At 76.3% G+C, this 14584-nt stretch carries 14 protein-coding genes; 11 read left to right on the top strand and 3 right to left on the bottom strand.

Annotated elements, in window-relative coordinates:
• Nucleotides 1-893 (bottom strand): formate/nitrite transporter family protein (locus ACFUMH_RS14950; protein ID WP_378207128.1); only part of this gene is annotated, 893 nt, incomplete at its 3' end.
• Nucleotides 894-1109: 216 nt separating this feature from the next.
• Between ACFUMH_RS14950 and ACFUMH_RS14945 the strand changes: the two genes are divergently transcribed.
• From ACFUMH_RS14945 to ACFUMH_RS14930, 4 genes are all read left to right on the top strand, one after another.
• Complete coding sequence (locus ACFUMH_RS14945; RefSeq protein ID WP_378207125.1) at nucleotides 1110-2120, top strand: LacI family DNA-binding transcriptional regulator; 1011 nt, start codon at nucleotides 1110-1112, stop codon at nucleotides 2118-2120.
• 219 nt (nucleotides 2121-2339) lie between these two features.
• Nucleotides 2340-4010, top strand: a complete 1671-nt coding sequence (locus ACFUMH_RS14940) for an extracellular solute-binding protein (protein WP_378207122.1) — start codon at nucleotides 2340-2342, stop codon at nucleotides 4008-4010.
• A 67-nt stretch (nucleotides 4011-4077) separates the two neighbouring features.
• Entirely contained in the window at nucleotides 4078-5103 is a 1026-nt protein-coding gene (locus ACFUMH_RS14935; RefSeq protein WP_378207119.1) for an ABC transporter permease, read from the top strand.
• A 5-nt stretch (nucleotides 5104-5108) separates the two neighbouring features.
• The gene (locus tag ACFUMH_RS14930) at nucleotides 5109-6026 is read left to right on the top strand and encodes a carbohydrate ABC transporter permease (protein WP_378207134.1); all 918 of its coding nucleotides are present in this window, start codon (nucleotides 5109-5111) and stop codon (nucleotides 6024-6026) included.
• Nucleotides 6027-6060: 34 nt separating this feature from the next.
• On the opposite strand, the gene ACFUMH_RS14925 is transcribed toward ACFUMH_RS14930, so the two are convergent.
• Complete coding sequence (locus ACFUMH_RS14925; RefSeq protein WP_378207116.1) at nucleotides 6061-7512, bottom strand: NAD-dependent malic enzyme; 1452 nt, start codon at nucleotides 7510-7512, stop codon at nucleotides 6061-6063.
• A 68-nt stretch (nucleotides 7513-7580) separates the two neighbouring features.
• On the opposite strand from ACFUMH_RS14925, the gene ACFUMH_RS14920 reads away from it, so the two are divergent.
• Together ACFUMH_RS14920 and ACFUMH_RS14915 are read left to right on the top strand one after the other, a co-directional pair.
• The gene (locus ACFUMH_RS14920) at nucleotides 7581-8060 is read left to right on the top strand and encodes an NUDIX domain-containing protein (RefSeq protein ID WP_378207114.1); all 480 of its coding nucleotides are present in this window, start codon (nucleotides 7581-7583) and stop codon (nucleotides 8058-8060) included.
• Entirely contained in the window at nucleotides 8057-8950 is an 894-nt protein-coding gene (locus tag ACFUMH_RS14915) for a cell filamentation protein Fic (protein WP_378207111.1), read from the top strand. Before ACFUMH_RS14920 ends, ACFUMH_RS14915 begins: the two co-directional genes overlap by 4 nt.
• A 400-nt stretch (nucleotides 8951-9350) precedes the next feature.
• On the opposite strand, the gene ACFUMH_RS14910 is transcribed toward ACFUMH_RS14915, so the two are convergent.
• Nucleotides 9351-10136, bottom strand: a complete 786-nt coding sequence (locus ACFUMH_RS14910) for an HAD family hydrolase (protein WP_378207109.1) — start codon at nucleotides 10134-10136, stop codon at nucleotides 9351-9353.
• 240 nt (nucleotides 10137-10376) lie between these two features.
• Here ACFUMH_RS14910 and ACFUMH_RS14905 point away from each other — a divergent pair, with 240 nt between their 5' ends.
• The 5 genes from ACFUMH_RS14905 (at nucleotide 10377) to ACFUMH_RS14885 (ending at nucleotide 14545) form a co-directional block, all read left to right on the top strand.
• The gene (locus ACFUMH_RS14905; protein ID WP_378207106.1) at nucleotides 10377-11051 is read left to right on the top strand and encodes a pilus assembly protein FlpE; all 675 of its coding nucleotides are present in this window, start codon (nucleotides 10377-10379) and stop codon (nucleotides 11049-11051) included.
• Nucleotides 11052-11230: 179 nt separating this feature from the next.
• Entirely contained in the window at nucleotides 11231-12427 is a 1197-nt protein-coding gene (locus ACFUMH_RS14900) for a TadA family conjugal transfer-associated ATPase (RefSeq protein ID WP_378207131.1), read from the top strand.
• Between the two features lie 377 nt (nucleotides 12428-12804).
• On the top strand, nucleotides 12805-13326 hold the full coding sequence (locus ACFUMH_RS14895; RefSeq protein WP_378207103.1) for a type II secretion system F family protein: 522 nt from the start codon (nucleotides 12805-12807) through the stop codon (nucleotides 13324-13326).
• Between the two features lie 164 nt (nucleotides 13327-13490).
• A complete protein-coding gene (locus ACFUMH_RS14890) occupies nucleotides 13491-13973 on the top strand; it encodes a type II secretion system F family protein (RefSeq protein WP_378207100.1) in 483 nt (160 codons plus the stop codon).
• A gap of 251 nt (nucleotides 13974-14224) precedes the next feature.
• Complete coding sequence (locus ACFUMH_RS14885; protein ID WP_378207097.1) at nucleotides 14225-14545, top strand: DUF4244 domain-containing protein; 321 nt, start codon at nucleotides 14225-14227, stop codon at nucleotides 14543-14545.
• The last annotated feature ends 39 nt before the right edge of the window (nucleotides 14546-14584 follow it).

Below are 14584 nucleotides of genomic sequence, written 5' to 3'. Positions count from 1 at the left end.
CGGCGGGGGGGCCGGCCGCCCGGCCCGCGCGGTCTGCGGCGGACGACCTCCGCGCGGCCCTCCGCGGCGACCGGCGGGGGCAGCGGCACCGCGGCGCCGGCGTGCGCCCGCGCGGCGTCGTCCGCGGGCCGGACCCCGTACGCGTACGCCGCCCCGACGAGCACCGCGCCGCCGAGCGTGTTGCCGACCCCGACGACGAGCAGGTTGCGGCCGGCCTCGGCGAGCGTCGCGTGCGGCAGGTCGCCGTAGAGCGCGAGCGAGAACGTCGTCATGTTCGCGACGACGTGCTCGAGGCCGGCGGCGACGAACACGGTGACGCACCCGGCGACCATCGCCAGACCGGCCGCACCGGGTCCCAGCCGCCCCCAGCACCAGACGGCGAGGCACACCAGCACGTTGCAGAGGACGCCGCGCGCCAGGAGCTCGCCCGTCGTCGCCTCCGCCTTGTGCGCGACGAGGCGGGCGAGCGCCTCGCCCGCCGCGGTGCCGGGTGCGACGACGCCGGACGCGTGCACCAGCGCCGCGAACGTCGCCGCGCCGAGCAGGTTGCCGCCGAGGTACGCCAGGAGGGTGACGCCCGCGCGGCCCCCGCCGACGCGCCGCAGCAGCACGCCCTGCGCGAGCACCATCATGGCGCTGGTGGCGAGCTCGCCGCCCGCGACCAGCACGACCGCCAGCGCCACGGAGAACACCAGACCGCCGACGAGCGGCGCCCACGGCGACCCGGCGACGACGAGCGGCCCGCCCGCCGTCACCATGGCCAGCACGCCGATGCCGACGGCGGCGCCCGCGAGCACCGTCCGGACGAGCAGCAGGCCCGGCGTGCGCAGCAGGGCGACCTTGTGCGCGGCGGCGTCGGCGTGCGCGGCGACGGCCGCGGGGATGGTCAGCACCCCGACATCGTCGCGGCGGCACGGGCCGCGCACCCGGGACGAAAGGGCGGGTCGACGGCGCGCCGTGGGAGCGCGTGCGCGGGACGTGGCCCCGGACGGTCGTCCCGCCTGCCACAGTGGGCCCCGCGGCGGCGTCGGACGGCCCGGCGGCCGCGCCGGACCCAGGAGGACGAGAGAGTGGCACCGTCGGTGGGCAGGGGCGCGCGGGTGGCGACCATGAGCGACGTCGCCCGGCTCGCGGGGGTCTCGAAGATGACGGTCTCGAACGTCCTCAACGACCGTCCGCGGGTCGGCGACGCCACGCGCCGGCGGGTGCTCGAGGCGGTCGACGAGCTGGGGTACGAGATCAACCTGACCGCGCGCCGGCTGCGCGCCGGCCGCGTCGACACCGTCGCCCTGATCGTGCCGCGGTTCGACCACGTGTACTTCGCCGAGCTCGCCGCGTGCTTCGCCGCCGAGGTCGCCCGGCACGGCCGCCACCTCGTCGTGGCGCAGTCGGGGGCCAGCAAGGAGGGCGAGCTGTCGCTGCTCTCGCAGGCGCGGCTGCGCCAGTACGACGCGGTGGTGCTGAGCGCCGTCGGCCTCACCTACGACGAGGTCGACGCGCTGCGCCTCGCGCAGCCGCTGCTGCTGCTGGGCGAGCAGGACGTGCCGCCGCAGTTCGACCACGTGAGCATCGGCAACCACGAGGGGGCGCGGCTCGCGGTCCGGCACCTGCTGGAGCGCGGGGCCCGGCGGGTGGCGGTCGTCGACGGCGCCGCGGTCGACGTCGCCGGCGCGGACGGCGTCGCGGACGACACCTCGGGCCTGCGCACCCGCGGGTGGCGGACCGCCCACGAGGAGCTGGGCCTGGTCCCGGACGAGCGGCTCCTGCTCGGCGGCGCGCTGTACACCGCGGAGGGTGCCCGCGACGTGGTGGCCGACGCGCTCGCCCGCGGGCTGCGGCCCGACGCGGTGTTCGCCGTCACCGACGAGATGGCGTACGGCGTCCTGGCGGCGCTGCACGAGGCCGGCCTGCGGGTGCCGCAGGACGTGGCCGTGGTGGGCTTCGACAACCTGCGGGGCAGCGCGTTCGCGGTGCCGGGGCTGACGTCGGTGGACCCGGGCCGCGAGTGGCTCGCGGAGCAGGCGGTGTCGCTGCTGGAGCGCCGGCTGGCGGGGGACGAGTCGGGGCCGGTGCGGCTGACGACGCCGGTGGAGCTCGTCGTCCGCGGCTCCAGCGCCTGACCGTCCGCGGCCCCGACGCCCGTCCGCGGCGCCGACGCCCGTCCGAGGCTGCGCCGCCCGGCAGACCGTTGACCCCGCGCGCCGGGGCGCATAGATTCCCCGCACGCCGGTAGGTGTATCGATAATCCTCGGTACGCGTCCCGGTCGCTCCGGCGGTGGTCGGACTTTCGCAGCAGCACCGGGGCACGCCCCGGGACGGATCTCAACGAGGAGAGCCAGATGACACGTGCGGGCATCGACGGAAGGCGTCGGCCGCGGACCACGCGCGCGGCGGCGGCGGTCGCCGCGGGCGTCGCGCTGACGCTGGCCGCCTGCAGCGGCGGCGGGGACGGTGGCGACGCCACCGAGGAGCAGCGGACCGGCGCGATGGAGGAGTACGCGGCCGGCGACCAGTTCACCGCGACGGAGCCGCTCGAGCTCTCGATCCTGTGGACCGACTGGCCCGAGGTGACGGTGAAGGACTCCTGGCAGTTCTTCGACGTCCTGGAGGAGCAGACGAACGTCTCGCTGAAGACGACGCACATCCCGCTGAGCGACCACCTGGAGAAGCGCAGCCTCCTCATCAGCGCGGGCGACGCACCGGACATCATCCCGCTCGTCTACACCGGTGAGGAGAAGCAGTTCGCCGCGTCCGGCTCGGTCGTCGCGCTCAGCAAGTACCTCGACGAGATGCCGCACTTCCAGAAGTACGTGGAGGAGTGGGACCTGCAGGAGATGGTCGACAACCTGCGCCAGGAGGACGGCGAGCTGTACATGCTCCCCGGCCTGCAGGAGGTGTCGGTCCCGATGTTCACGCTGCTGGTGCGCAAGGACATCTTCGACGCCGCGGGCATCGAGATCCCGGACGACTGGGAGGGCTTCCGCGAGGCGTTCCTCCAGCTCAAGCAGCAGTACCCCGACTCCTACCCGCTCCAGGACGCGTTCCAGGGCAACTCGCTGCTGAACTACGCCGCACGCGGCTTCGGCACGCAGGCCGGCTGGGGCTTCGGCGACGGCATGCAGTGGGACGAGGAGAAGGGCGAGCTGGAGTACGCGGCCGCGTCCGACGAGTACAAGGAGATGGTCGAGTTCTTCCACGGCCTCGTGCAGGACGGGCTGCTGGACCCCGACTCGTTCACGGTGCAGGACCAGGAGGCCGTCGAGCGCGTCGAGCGCCTGGTCTCGGAGGGCAAGGCCTTCGCGGGCTCCGGTGCGAGCGGGACGGCGATCGAGTGGTCGCAGGCCCTCGACGCGACCGTCGGCCCCGGCAACTACGAGGTCGTGCAGGTCCCGCCGCCCGCCGGGCCGGCCGGTGCCATCGTCGAGCCGCGCAACTTCTGGCACGGCTTCATGATCACCAAGGAGGCGGAGAGCAAGCCGCACTTCACGGCGACGCTCCAGTTCCTCGACTGGCTGTACTACTCGCCGGAGGCGCGCGACATGCTCCGCTGGGGCGTCGAGGGCGAGACGTTCACGAAGTCCGGCGACGAGTACACGCTCGACCCCGAGCACCGCCTCGACATCTTCAACCTGAACCCGGGCGCCCCGACGGACATCCAGAAGGACCTGGGCTTCAGCACGTTCCTCGCGGAGGCGACGGAGTCGCGTGCGCTGAAGGAGTCGTACGCGACCGACCAGGCCGTCCAGTACATCGACGACGTCCTGTCGACCCGGACGCCGCTGGACCCGAACCCGCCGGCCCCGCTGTCCGAGGCGGACCTCGAGCAGGCGTCCCTGCTGGGCACGCCCCTCAAGGACACGGTCGACACGGCCACGCTCCGCTTCATCCTGGGCGAGCGGCCGCTGAGCGAGTGGGACGCGTTCGTCGGCGAGCTCGAGGCCAAGGGTCTGCAGCAGTACGTGGACCTGTACAACGGCGCACGCGAGCGGTTCGCCGAGAACAACGGCTGACACCTCGGGTCCCACCCCGGTGGGCCGGGCACGTCCCGGCCCACCGGGCCTCACGAAGGAGTGAGACATGAGATCGACCCGGGTCCTGGCACCCACGGGGCGGGTGGCCACCGAGGAGATCGCGGTGGACGACGTCGCCCCGGACCCGCCGCGGCGCCGTGGCGGCAAGGTGCGCGCCCCCCGGGGCCGGCCGGTGCCGTGGCGCACGACGCTGCGCCGCGACTGGCCGCTCTACGCGCTCGCCGCGGCGCCCGTGATCTTCCTGCTCGTCTTCCGCTACCTGCCCATGGCCGGCAACGCCATCGCGTTCCGGCGGTTCCGCCCGGGCGGCAGCATCTTCGGCGACGAGTGGGTCGGGCTGCGCTACATCACGATGTTCATGAACGACCCGACCTTCTGGGCGGTGTTCACGAACACGATCATCCTCGGGGCGCTCACGCTCCTGGTCTGCTTCCCGCTGCCGATCGTGCTGGCGCTCATGCTCAACGAGCTGCGCTCCCGCCGGTTCAAGCGGGTCGTGCAGTCCATCTCGTACCTGCCGCACTTCCTGTCGGTCGTCATCGTGGTCGGCATGCTCATGCAGCTGTTCTCGCTGCAGGGCACGGTCAACCAGGTCATCGAGGGCCTCGGCGGCGAGGGCGTGCCGTTCCTGCAGCGGCCCGAGTGGTTCCGCGCCATCTACGTCGGCTCGGAGATGTGGCAGACGGTCGGCTGGGGCACGATCCTCTACCTCGCCGCGCTGACCACGGTCGACACGTCGCTCTACGAGGCGGCGCGGATCGACGGCGCGAACCGGTGGCAGCAGACGTGGCACGTCACCCTGCCGGGCATCCGGCCGACGATGATCACGCTGCTCATCCTCAACGTCGGCACCTTCCTCAACGTCGGGTTCGAGAAGGTCCTGCTGCTGTACAACCCGCTGACGTACGAGACGGCGGACGTGATCTCGACCTACCTGTACCGGGTGGGCCTGGTCTCCAACAACCTCAGCTACGCCGCGGCGATCGGCCTGTTCCAGGCCGTCATCGGCCTGATCATGATCCTCTCGGCGAACCTGATCTCACGACGAGCGGTGGGAGCGAGCCTGTGGTGACGCAGATGACGGCGCCGAAGCCGCCGACGCCCGTCCGGCCGGTCGGGGCCCGCGACTCCCGCGGCTACCGCGTGTTCACGTGGCTCAACGTGTCGGCGCTCGTGCTGGTCATGGGCCTGATGCTGTACCCGTTCCTCACGGTCGTCGCGCAGTCCTTCAGCAGCGAGGCGGCGATCCGGTCGGGCGACGTGAGCTTCTGGCCCGTCGGGTTCAACCTGAACACGTACCGGGCGGTGGCGGAGAACCCGCTGTTCTGGACCAACTACCGCAACACCGTGCTCTACACGGTGGTCGGCACGGTCGTCGCGATGGCGCTGACCACCACGTACGCGTACGTGCTCTCGAAGCGGCACCTGCGGGGGCGTGGCCTGCTCATCGGGTTCGCCGTGTTCACGATGTTCTTCAACGGCGGCATCATCCCCAACTACGTGCTCATCTCGTCGCTGGGCATGAAGAACACGCTGTGGGCCGTGGTGCTGCCCGGCGCGATCTCGATCTTCAATTTGCTGGTCATGAAGTCGTTCTTCGAGAACCTGCCGAGCGAGCTCGAGGAGGCCGCGCAGATCGACGGGCTCGGCTGGTTCGGCATCTTCGGCCGGATCGTCCTGCCGCTGTCGAAGGCGGTGATCGCGACGATGGTGCTGTTCTACTCGGTGCAGTACTGGAACGACTGGTTCACGGCGTTCCTGTACATCGACGAGCAGCAGCGCCAGCCGGTGACGATGTTCCTGCGCAACCTCATCGCCGGCGCGTCGTCGGCGGCGTCGGAGGGTGCGGCGGCGCAGAGCGCGGCGACGCAGTCGATCTCGGTGAACATCCAGGCCGTGACGATGGTGCTGACCGTGCTGCCGATCCTGTGCGTCTACCCGTTCGTGCAGCGGTACTTCGTGTCCGGCGTGATGCTCGGCTCCGTCAAGGGCTGACGCCGGCGCGGGGCGCCCGGTCGTGCGGTGGACGTCACCGCGCGGCCGGGCGCACCTGTGCGATCTCCCCGGTCGTGGGGGCCGACTCCGCGGCGACGCCCTCGGCGCCGGCCGCCCGCCGCACGGCCGCCGCGACGACCGTCGTCACCTCCGGGTTGAACACGCTGGGCACGATGTACGTCGGGTTGAGCTCCTCGGGCCGCACGACCGACGCGAGCGCCTCCGCCGCGGCGAGCAGCATCGGCTCCGTGATCGTGTGCGACTGCGCGTCGAGCAAACCGCGGAAGACGCCCGGGAACGCGAGCACGTTGTTGATCTGGTTGGCGAAGTCCGACCGGCCCGTGCCGACGACCGCGGCGTGCCGCGCCGCCTCGTCCGGGTCGATCTCGGGGCGCGGGTTGGCGAGCGCGAACACGATCGCGTCCGGGGCCATCCGCGCCACGTCGTCGGCCGTGATGACGTCCGGCGCCGAGACGCCGACGAACACGTCGGCGCCGACGATCGCGTCGTGCACCGTGCCGGTCACGCCGCGCGGGTTCGTGTGCTCGGCCGTCCACCGCAGCGACGGCGACAGGCCCGGCCGGTCGGCGTGCACGACGCCGTCGATGTCCGTCACCACGACGTCGCGGACGCCCGCCGCCAGCAGCAGCTTGAGCACCGCCGTGCCGGCCGCGCCCGCGCCCGACATGACGACGCGCACGTCGCCGATCCGCTTGCCGACGACCGTGAGCGCGTTCGTCAGCGCCGCCACGACGACGATCGCCGTGCCGTGCTGGTCGTCGTGGAACACCGGGATGTCGAGCGCCTCCCGCAGCCGCCGCTCCACCTCGAAGCACCGCGGCGCCGAGATGTCCTCCAGGTTGATGCCCGCGAACACCGGCGCGATGGCCTGCACGGTCCGGACGATCTCGTCGACGTCGGTGGTGTCGAGGCAGATGGGGAACGCGTCGATGTCGGCGAACCGCTTGAACAGCACCGCCTTGCCCTCCATCACGGGCAGCGCCGCCAGCGGCCCGATGTCGCCGAGGCCCAGCACGGCCGTGCCGTCCGTGACGACGGCGATGGTGTTGCGCTTGATCGTCAGGCGGCGGGCGTCCTCCGGGCGCTCGGCGATCGCCTGCGACACGCGGGCGACGCCCGGCGTGTACGCCATGGACAGGTCGTCGCGGTTGCGCAGCGGCACCTTCGACTCGATCGAGAGCTTGCCGCCCAGGTGCATGAGGAACGTGCGGTCGGACACCCGCTTGACCGTCACGCCCTCGAGCGCCTCCAGGGCGGCGACCACGTCGGCCGCGTGGTCGACGTCGCGGGTCGCGCACGTGACGTCGACCGTCATCGCCTCGTGGAACGACGCGGTGACGTCCAGGGCGGTGACGATGCCGCCGGCGCGCTCGATCGCGGTCGTCAGGTCCGAGACCGCGGTGGGGCTGGCACGCACCTCGAGCCGCGCGGTGATGGACGACGACACGGACGGGGCGCTGACCATGCCGCCATCGTGTCACCGACGGGCCGGCGCGGCGCCCCGGCCGGTGCGGCGCCCGTAGCATCGGGCGCGTGCCCGTCCCGCCGTTCGTCCTGGCCCTGCGCGAGCACGTGGGGCACGACCAGCTGTGGCTGCCCGGCGTGACCGCGGTGGTCCTGCGCACGCACGCCGGCCGGGAGCAGGCCCTGCTCGTGCGCCGCGCCGACACGGGTGCGTGGACGCCCGTCACGGGCGTCGTCGACCCCGGCGAGGAGCCGGCGGTGGCGGCCGCCCGGGAGGTGCTCGAGGAGGCGGACGTCGTCGCCGTGCCCGAGCGGCTCGCGTGGGTGGGCGTCGTCGGTCCCGTGACGTACGAGAACGGCGACCGGGCCGTCTACCTCGACCTCACCTTCCGCTTCCGCTGGGTGTCGGGGGATCCGCGGCCCGCCGACGGCGAGAACACCGACGCCCGCTGGTACGACCTCGACGCGCTGCCGCCGATGTCCGACGGCATGGCGGCGCGGCTGGCCGCCGGGCTCGTACCCCACGGCGAGGCGGACTTCGTGGCGTGAGCGACCCGTTCGCACGTCGCGTGGGCGCCGCGTCGGCCGGTCGCGTGGGCGACCCGCTCGCCGCGCTCGCGACGGTGCCCGCCGTGGCCGAGGCCGTCGCGGCCGCGCGGGCCGCGTGCGAGGAGCTGCGCTGGCACGAGGCCTTCCGGCGCCGGTCGCGCGAGGTGCGGGCGGAGGCGGGGCTGCGGGCGGCCGCAGCGTCCGCCGCGCTCGACGGCGCGCCGGTGGGTGTCGAGGTGCTCCGGGCGTGGGCCACGGGCGGCGGCGGGCCGGCCGACGGTGCCGACCTCGTGGCCGCGGGTGCGCTGCGCGCCCAGGCGGTGGTCGAGGCCGCGCTGCCGCCGCTGGGCGGTCGCGGCGGCGGGGCGTCGTTGCCGCTGCCGCAGCTGGTCGCGCGCGTGCACGCCGCCGCGGCGGCGGACCTCCTGCCCGCCGTCGACCTGGGGCGTCCGCGGAGCGGGGAGGCGCGCGACCTGCGTGGGCTCGGGCCGGCACCCGCGCCGGAGGACGCCGCGGCACGGCTCGCCGCGCTGACGGGGGCCGTGGCCGGGACGGCGGCGCCCGGGGTCGTCGTCGCGGGGGTCGTGCACGCGGAACTGCTCGTCGCCCGGCCGTTCGCCGCGGCCAACGGCGTCGTCGCGCGTGCCGTGGCGCGCTGGCTCACGACGACGACCGGCCTGGACCCGACCGGCACGGTGCTGCCCGAGCCGGCGTGGGCGGCCGGGCCCGCGCCGTACCTCGCGGCGGCCGCGCGCTACGCGGCCGGGACGCCGGACGGGGTTGCGGGGTGGCTGGTGGCGTACGCGGACGCGGTGCGGGCGGGGGCCGGGGCCGCGCGCGACGTCGCTGACGCGGTCCTCGCCGGGCGGCTGGGGGACACGGCGCGCTGAAGGAGGGCGCTCGGTCCGGGCCGCTGAGCGCGGGGCACCGGGAGGCCGTCGTGGCCGGCGCGCACGGGTGCGGACACGGACGACGGCGCCCGTCACCGAGCGCCGTCTCCGACTCGACGACCGGGGTGATCAGGCGTGCTGCCACGAAGAGGTTCGCTCCGGGACCAGCCCGGTCGACCTGCCGAAAGTAGGCGTCCTGCGCGTGGGTGCCCTCGGTCGTTCTGTTGTGGCACCGGTCTACACCCGCTCGCGGAGGGCGGCAACGGTGCGGTGCGTCCGCGCAGGTGGACGGTGCCGCGGTGCTCGTAGCGCGAGACGCGGGGGTCGCCTGTCGGGACGGCGTGCGGCGGCGGGCGGTGCGGACCGGGGTGCGGTGCGGACCGGGGTGCGGTGCGCCGGCTCAGCGGGTGCGGCGGGGACGCCGCCGGAGCAGGACAACGACGGCGGTCGCGACGAGGACCCCGCCCAGCACCGCCGCGACCGTCGCGCCCGCGCGCCGGTCGAGGGCGCGCAGCGGCACCGGGCGGCGGAACGTCAGCACGCCCCAGCCGTGCTCCGCGGCCAGCCGGCGCAGGGCGCGGTCCGGGTTGACGGCGTACCCGTGCCCGACGACCGCGAGCATCGGCGCGTCGGTGACGGAGTCGGAGTACGCGTAGCTGGCCTCGAGGTCGTACCCGCGGGCGGCCGCGAGCTCCCGGATCGCCGTCGCCTTGTTCTCCCCGTACGCGTAGAACTCGATCTCGCCGGTGTACCGCCCGTCCGCGACGGCCATGCGTGTCGCGACGACGGCGTCCGCGCCCAGCATCTGCGCGATCGGCTCGACGACCTCGGCGCCCGACGCCGAGACCACGACGACGTCGCGCCCCGCGGCCTGGTGCTCCGCGATGAGCTCGACCGCCTCGGCGTAGACCGTCGGGTCGATCGACTCGTGCAGCGTCGCCCGCACCACGGCAGACACGGTGGCGACGTCCCAGCCGGTCACCGTGCGGGACAGCTGCGCGCGCAGCCGCTCCGTCGCCGCCGCGTCCGCGCTGCCCAGCAGGTACGCGAGCTGCGCGTACGCCGACGCCACCACGCTGCGGCGCGTGAGCAGTCCCTCGGCGAGGAAGCCCTTGGAGAACGCCGTCGCGGAGGACGTCGCGATGATCGTCTTGTCGAGGTCGAAGAACGCCGCGGCACGGACCATCCGCAGGACACTAGCGGGACCCACCGACGCGCGTGCGCCGGACGCACGGGTTGCGTATCCCGGGCGCGGTGAGCCGACCACAGCCCGGGCGCCGGCGGGCGACGTCCCCCGGTCGTGGCCCGCGCTCCTCCGCCGCGCCGCGGGCACGCGCAGCCTGGCCCACGGCGGTGCCGACCGGCGCCCCGGGCGGAGGCGGGTGCGGTGGTGCGGCAGGTGCGACGGGCGGCGGTGGTCGGGGTCGTGGGCGCGGCGGGGGGCGTGGGGGCGTCGACGTTCGCGGCGCTGCTCGCGCGGCGCACGTCCCGGACGACGTCCACGGTGGTCGTCGACCTGGTCCGCGGCGGCGGCGGGCTGGACGTCGTCCTGGGCGTCGAGGGGGTCGAGGGTGCGCGCTGGCCCGACCTGCGCGGCGCCGGCGGCGACGTCCGCGGCGACGACGTCGTGGCGCTGCTGCCACGGTGGGGTGCGTGCGCGGTGCTGTCCGGCGACCGCGAGCGTCCCGACCCCGTCGAGGCCGGCGTCCGGGTCGACGTGCTGCACGCGGTGTCGTGCAGCGTCGGGGCGGTCGTGCTCGACCTCGACCGCGGGGACGTCGTCGACGGCCACGCACCGCTGCCCGCGTGCGACGCGGTGGTGGTCGTCGCGCGCGCGGACCTGCGGTCCGTCGCGGGCGCGCTCGCGCTGCGACCCCGGCTCACCGCCGCCGGGACCGGGGTGGGGCTCGTCGTGCTGGGGCGCCCGCCGGGCGGGCTGGCGGCGGCGGACGTCGCCGCGGCGACGGACCTGCCCGTGTGGGCGGCCGCCGGGCGGGACCGGGCGCTCGCCGCGCGTGCCGAACGCGCGGGGCCGGCCGGGCGCGGCCGGGCGGCGCGCGTGGCCGACGCGGTGGCGCGTCGGCTGGGGCTCGGGACGTGACGGGGACCGAGGTGGTGCGGACGGGGGTGGCGCGGGAGGGAGCGGTGCGGCAGGGGCCGGCGCCGGAGGGACCGGTGCGGGAGGGACCGGTGGGCGACCCCGGTGGTGGCCGGTCGGGCGGCGGTGCGGCGGACGCCGCGCCGGCGCGGCGGACCGTGCCGCCCGCGGTCGTCGACGCGGTGCGGGACGAGCTCCGGCGCCGGCCCGCGTGCGCCGGCGACCTGGCGCCCGTCGTCGACCGCGCGCTGCGTGCGGCCGGGACCCTGCTCGGGCCCGTCCCGCTCGCGCAAGCCGTGCGGGCGGTCGCGGACGAGCTGCTGGGCGCGGGTCCGCTGCAGCGCTGGCTCGACGCGCCGGACGTCACCGACGTGCTGGTCAACGGCCCCCGCGACGTCTGGGTGGAGCAGGCCGGCCGGCTGCGGCGCCTCGACGTCGACCTGGGTACCGCCGACGACGTCCGCGCCCTCGCGGTGCGGCTCGCGGCGGCGGCCGGGCGCCGGCTCGACGACGCCGCGCCGACCGTCGACGCGCGGCTGCCCGACGGCACGCGCCTGCACGCCGTCCTGCCCCCGCTCGCGGACGGGTGCACCGCGCTGAGCCTGCGCGTCGTGCGGCCGCGCGCGTACACGCTCGCCGAGCTCGTCGCGTCCCGGTCGGTCGCATCCCCGCTCGTGCCGGTGCTCGCCGCGCTCGTCGACCGGCGGGCCAACGTGCTCGTGTCCGGGCCGACCGGCGCGGGCAAGACGACGCTGCTCGCCGCGCTGCTGTCCCGCGTGCCGCACGACCAGCGCATCGTCCTCGTCGAGGAGTCCGGCGAGATGCTGCCCGACCACCCGCACGTCGTGCGGCTGACGGCGCGCCGCGCCAACGTCGACGGCGCGGGCGGGGTCGGCCTCGCCGACCTCGTGCGGGAGGCGCTGCGGATGCGCCCGGACCGGCTCGTGCTCGGCGAGTGCCGCGGCGCCGAGGTCCGCGAGGTCCTCGCGGCGCTCAACACCGGGCACGAGGGCGGCTGCGCGACCCTGCACGCCAACACCGCCGCCGACGTGCCCGCCCGGCTCGAGGCGATGGCCGCGCTCGCGGGCATGGACCGGGCCGCCGTCGCGGCGCAGGCCGTGAGCGCGATCGACGCCGTCCTGCACGTGCGCCGGGCCGGCGACGACGGCGGGCGGCGGCTGGCGGAGGTCGGCGTCGTGGGTCGCTCGCCCGCGGGCGAGCTCGAGGTCGCGACGGCACTGCGGGTCGATGCCGCGGGGCACGTCAGACCCGGACCGGGGTGGCCACGGCTCGCGGAGCGCCTCGGGCTCACGACGGGGCCGCCGGGTGGCGTCCGCGCCGTGGCGGGGGCGTCGGGCGAACGCGGGAGTCCGTCGTGACGGTGGTCGTGGGGTTCCTCGTCGCGCTCGCGGTGCTCGCGGGGGCGGGGCCGCCGGGCCGGTGGCCGCACGGGCGGGGTCGGACCCCGGACGGGGCGTCCGCGCGCCGGTCCCGTCCGTCGTCCGGGGCGTGGGTCTCCGGGCGGCAGGGGTGGCGGGGATCGTCCCGGCGTGGAGCGGGCCGGCGGGGTGCGGCGCGGCGTGGTGCCGACACGTCGGACGGCGACCTCGCCGGCGTCCTGCTCGCCGTGGCGGCGCGGTTGCGGGCCGGCGCGACGCCGCAGGCGGCGTGGGCCACCGTGCTGCAGAGGGAGTGGTCGCCGGGGCGGCGCGTACCCGCCGGGCCTCCGGGCCGTGGCGCCGGCAGGGGCACCGACGTGGCCGCCGACGTGGCCGCCGACGCGCGCCGCGGTGTGGTCGCCGACGGGGGCACCGGCGTGGTCGCCGACGTCGTGCCGCCTGCGCCGGTCCTGCTGGCGCTCGTGGAACGGCGTCGGGGGAGTGGTCCGCGACGGGCGCGGGTGCGCGTGCGACGCGACGACGCCGCCGCGTCCCGCGTGCACGCCGTGCTCGCCGGGGCGCGCACCGCCGCCGAGCTCGGAGCACCGCTCGCCGACGTGCTCGAGCAGCTCGCGGCCGCCGTGGCGGCCGACGCCGAGCACGCCGGAGAGGTCGCGGCGGCGCTGGCCGGCCCGCGCGCGACGGCGCGGGTGCTCGTCCTCCTCCCCGCGCTCGGCCTGCTCGTGGGGGCCGCGCTCGGTGCGCGGCCGTGGCAGGTGCTGGCCGCCGGCGGGCCGGGCACCGCCGCCGGGGTCCTGGGGACGCTGCTCGTGCTCGCCGGGCGGGCGTGGGTCGGCGCGCTCCTGCGGCGTGCCCGGGCCGCCGGCGGCACCCCGTGAGCGGGGCGGCGCTCGGCGTCGGGCTCGTCGTCGTGGTCGCGACCGTCGTCGGGTCGGGACCGTGGTGGCTCGCGCGGAGGTCGGTCGGGTCAGCGGGCACAGGGGTGGAGGGAGGGCGGGCCGGCGCCGGAGGGTGGGGTGCGCGTGGCGTCCGGCGGGGGCGCGTGCGGTGGCCGGGTCGCGGCGTCGGCCGCGGACTCGGGCGGGGCGGCGCGGCGCCGGCGGTCGACGCCGCGTTCCTGCTCGACCTGTGCGCCGGCGCGCTCGCGGCGGGATCGGCGCTGCCGCGCACCCTCGCGGTGGTCGGCCGGCACCTCGGCGGTCCGGACGGCGCCGCGCTCGTGCGGGCCGGCAGCACGCTCGGGCTCGGCGGCTCGTGGGCGGCGGCATGGGCGGACGCGCCGCCCGCGGCCGCCGCCGTCGGCGCCGCCCTGGCCACCGGCTGGGAGGCCGGTGCGTCACCGGGCCCGCAGCTGCGCGCCGCCGCCGACCGGGTCCGGCGCGACCGGCGCGCACGGGTGCGGACCGCCGCGGGAAGCCTCGCGGTGCGGCTCACGCTGCCGCTCGGGCTGTGCTTCCTGCCGGCCTTCGCGCTGCTGGGGCTCGTGCCCGTGGTGCTCGGCCTCGCGAGCGGGCTGGGGTGGTGACGACGACGCGGACCGGTCGTCGCGCACCGAACGGCCGGACGCACCGGCGGCGAGCGCCCTGCGGGTGTCGCCCCGCGGCGGCACCGGCGGGTGCCCGAGGCCGTCGCGAGCCGACCACAGCCCCGCCCGGCGTGGTGTCGCCCACGACGGCGCGCCGCCGCCGACCGCGCACAGGTGCGTCCCCGCGACTCTCGGTGAGCGACGCCCGCAGCGGGCGCGTGCCGCGACCGCGGCCGACGGAAGGAGCTGGCATGACGGACACACAGGGCACGGGGAGCAGCGGGCGGCAGCCCGCGTCGAGGACGCGCGCGACCCCGGGATCGGCGCTCGACGCCGGCGCGGCGTCCCCGGACGGGACGAGGGACGCGAGCGCACCGGGGCCCGGCGGCGGCACCGCGGGGACGGTGACGCGGCTGCGGCGCGTGGCCGGTGACGCGGGCATGGCGACCGCCGAGTACGCGATCGCGACGCTCGCCGCGGTCGGCTTCGCCGGTCTGCTCGTCGTCATCCTCAAGGGCAACGAGGTGAAGGGTCTGCTCACGGGCATCGTCCGGCAGGCGCTGGGCGGATGACGGCGGGGCACCGCGGCCGCCGGCGGTGGCGTGCGCGGC

This window comes from Cellulomonas sp. NPDC057328, from assembly GCF_042667215.1.
In the GTDB taxonomy this organism is placed as follows: Bacteria; Actinomycetota; Actinomycetes; order Actinomycetales; family Cellulomonadaceae; genus Cellulomonas.
This window is presented reverse-complemented; position numbering and strand designations above follow the sequence as displayed.

What these genes read in the sequence shown, in the direction of transcription:
- ACFUMH_RS14945 (WP_378207125.1), top strand. Translation starts at nt 1,110, where the DNA reads ATGAGCGACGTCGCCCGGCTCGCGGGGGTCTCGAAGATGACGGTCTCG.
- ACFUMH_RS14940 (WP_378207122.1), top strand. Translation starts at nt 2,340, where the DNA reads ATGACACGTGCGGGCATCGACGGAAGGCGTCGGCCGCGGACCACGCGC.
- ACFUMH_RS14935 (WP_378207119.1), top strand. Translation starts at nt 4,078, where the DNA reads ATGAGATCGACCCGGGTCCTGGCACCCACGGGGCGGGTGGCCACCGAG.
- ACFUMH_RS14930 (WP_378207134.1), top strand. Translation starts at nt 5,109, where the DNA reads ATGACGGCGCCGAAGCCGCCGACGCCCGTCCGGCCGGTCGGGGCCCGC.
- ACFUMH_RS14925 (WP_378207116.1), bottom strand. Translation starts at nt 7,512, where the DNA reads ATGGTCAGCGCCCCGTCCGTGTCGTCGTCCATCACCGCGCGGCTCGAG.
- ACFUMH_RS14910 (WP_378207109.1), bottom strand. Translation starts at nt 10,136, where the DNA reads ATGGTCCGTGCCGCGGCGTTCTTCGACCTCGACAAGACGATCATCGCG.
- ACFUMH_RS14885 (WP_378207097.1), top strand. Translation starts at nt 14,225, where the DNA reads ATGACGGACACACAGGGCACGGGGAGCAGCGGGCGGCAGCCCGCGTCG.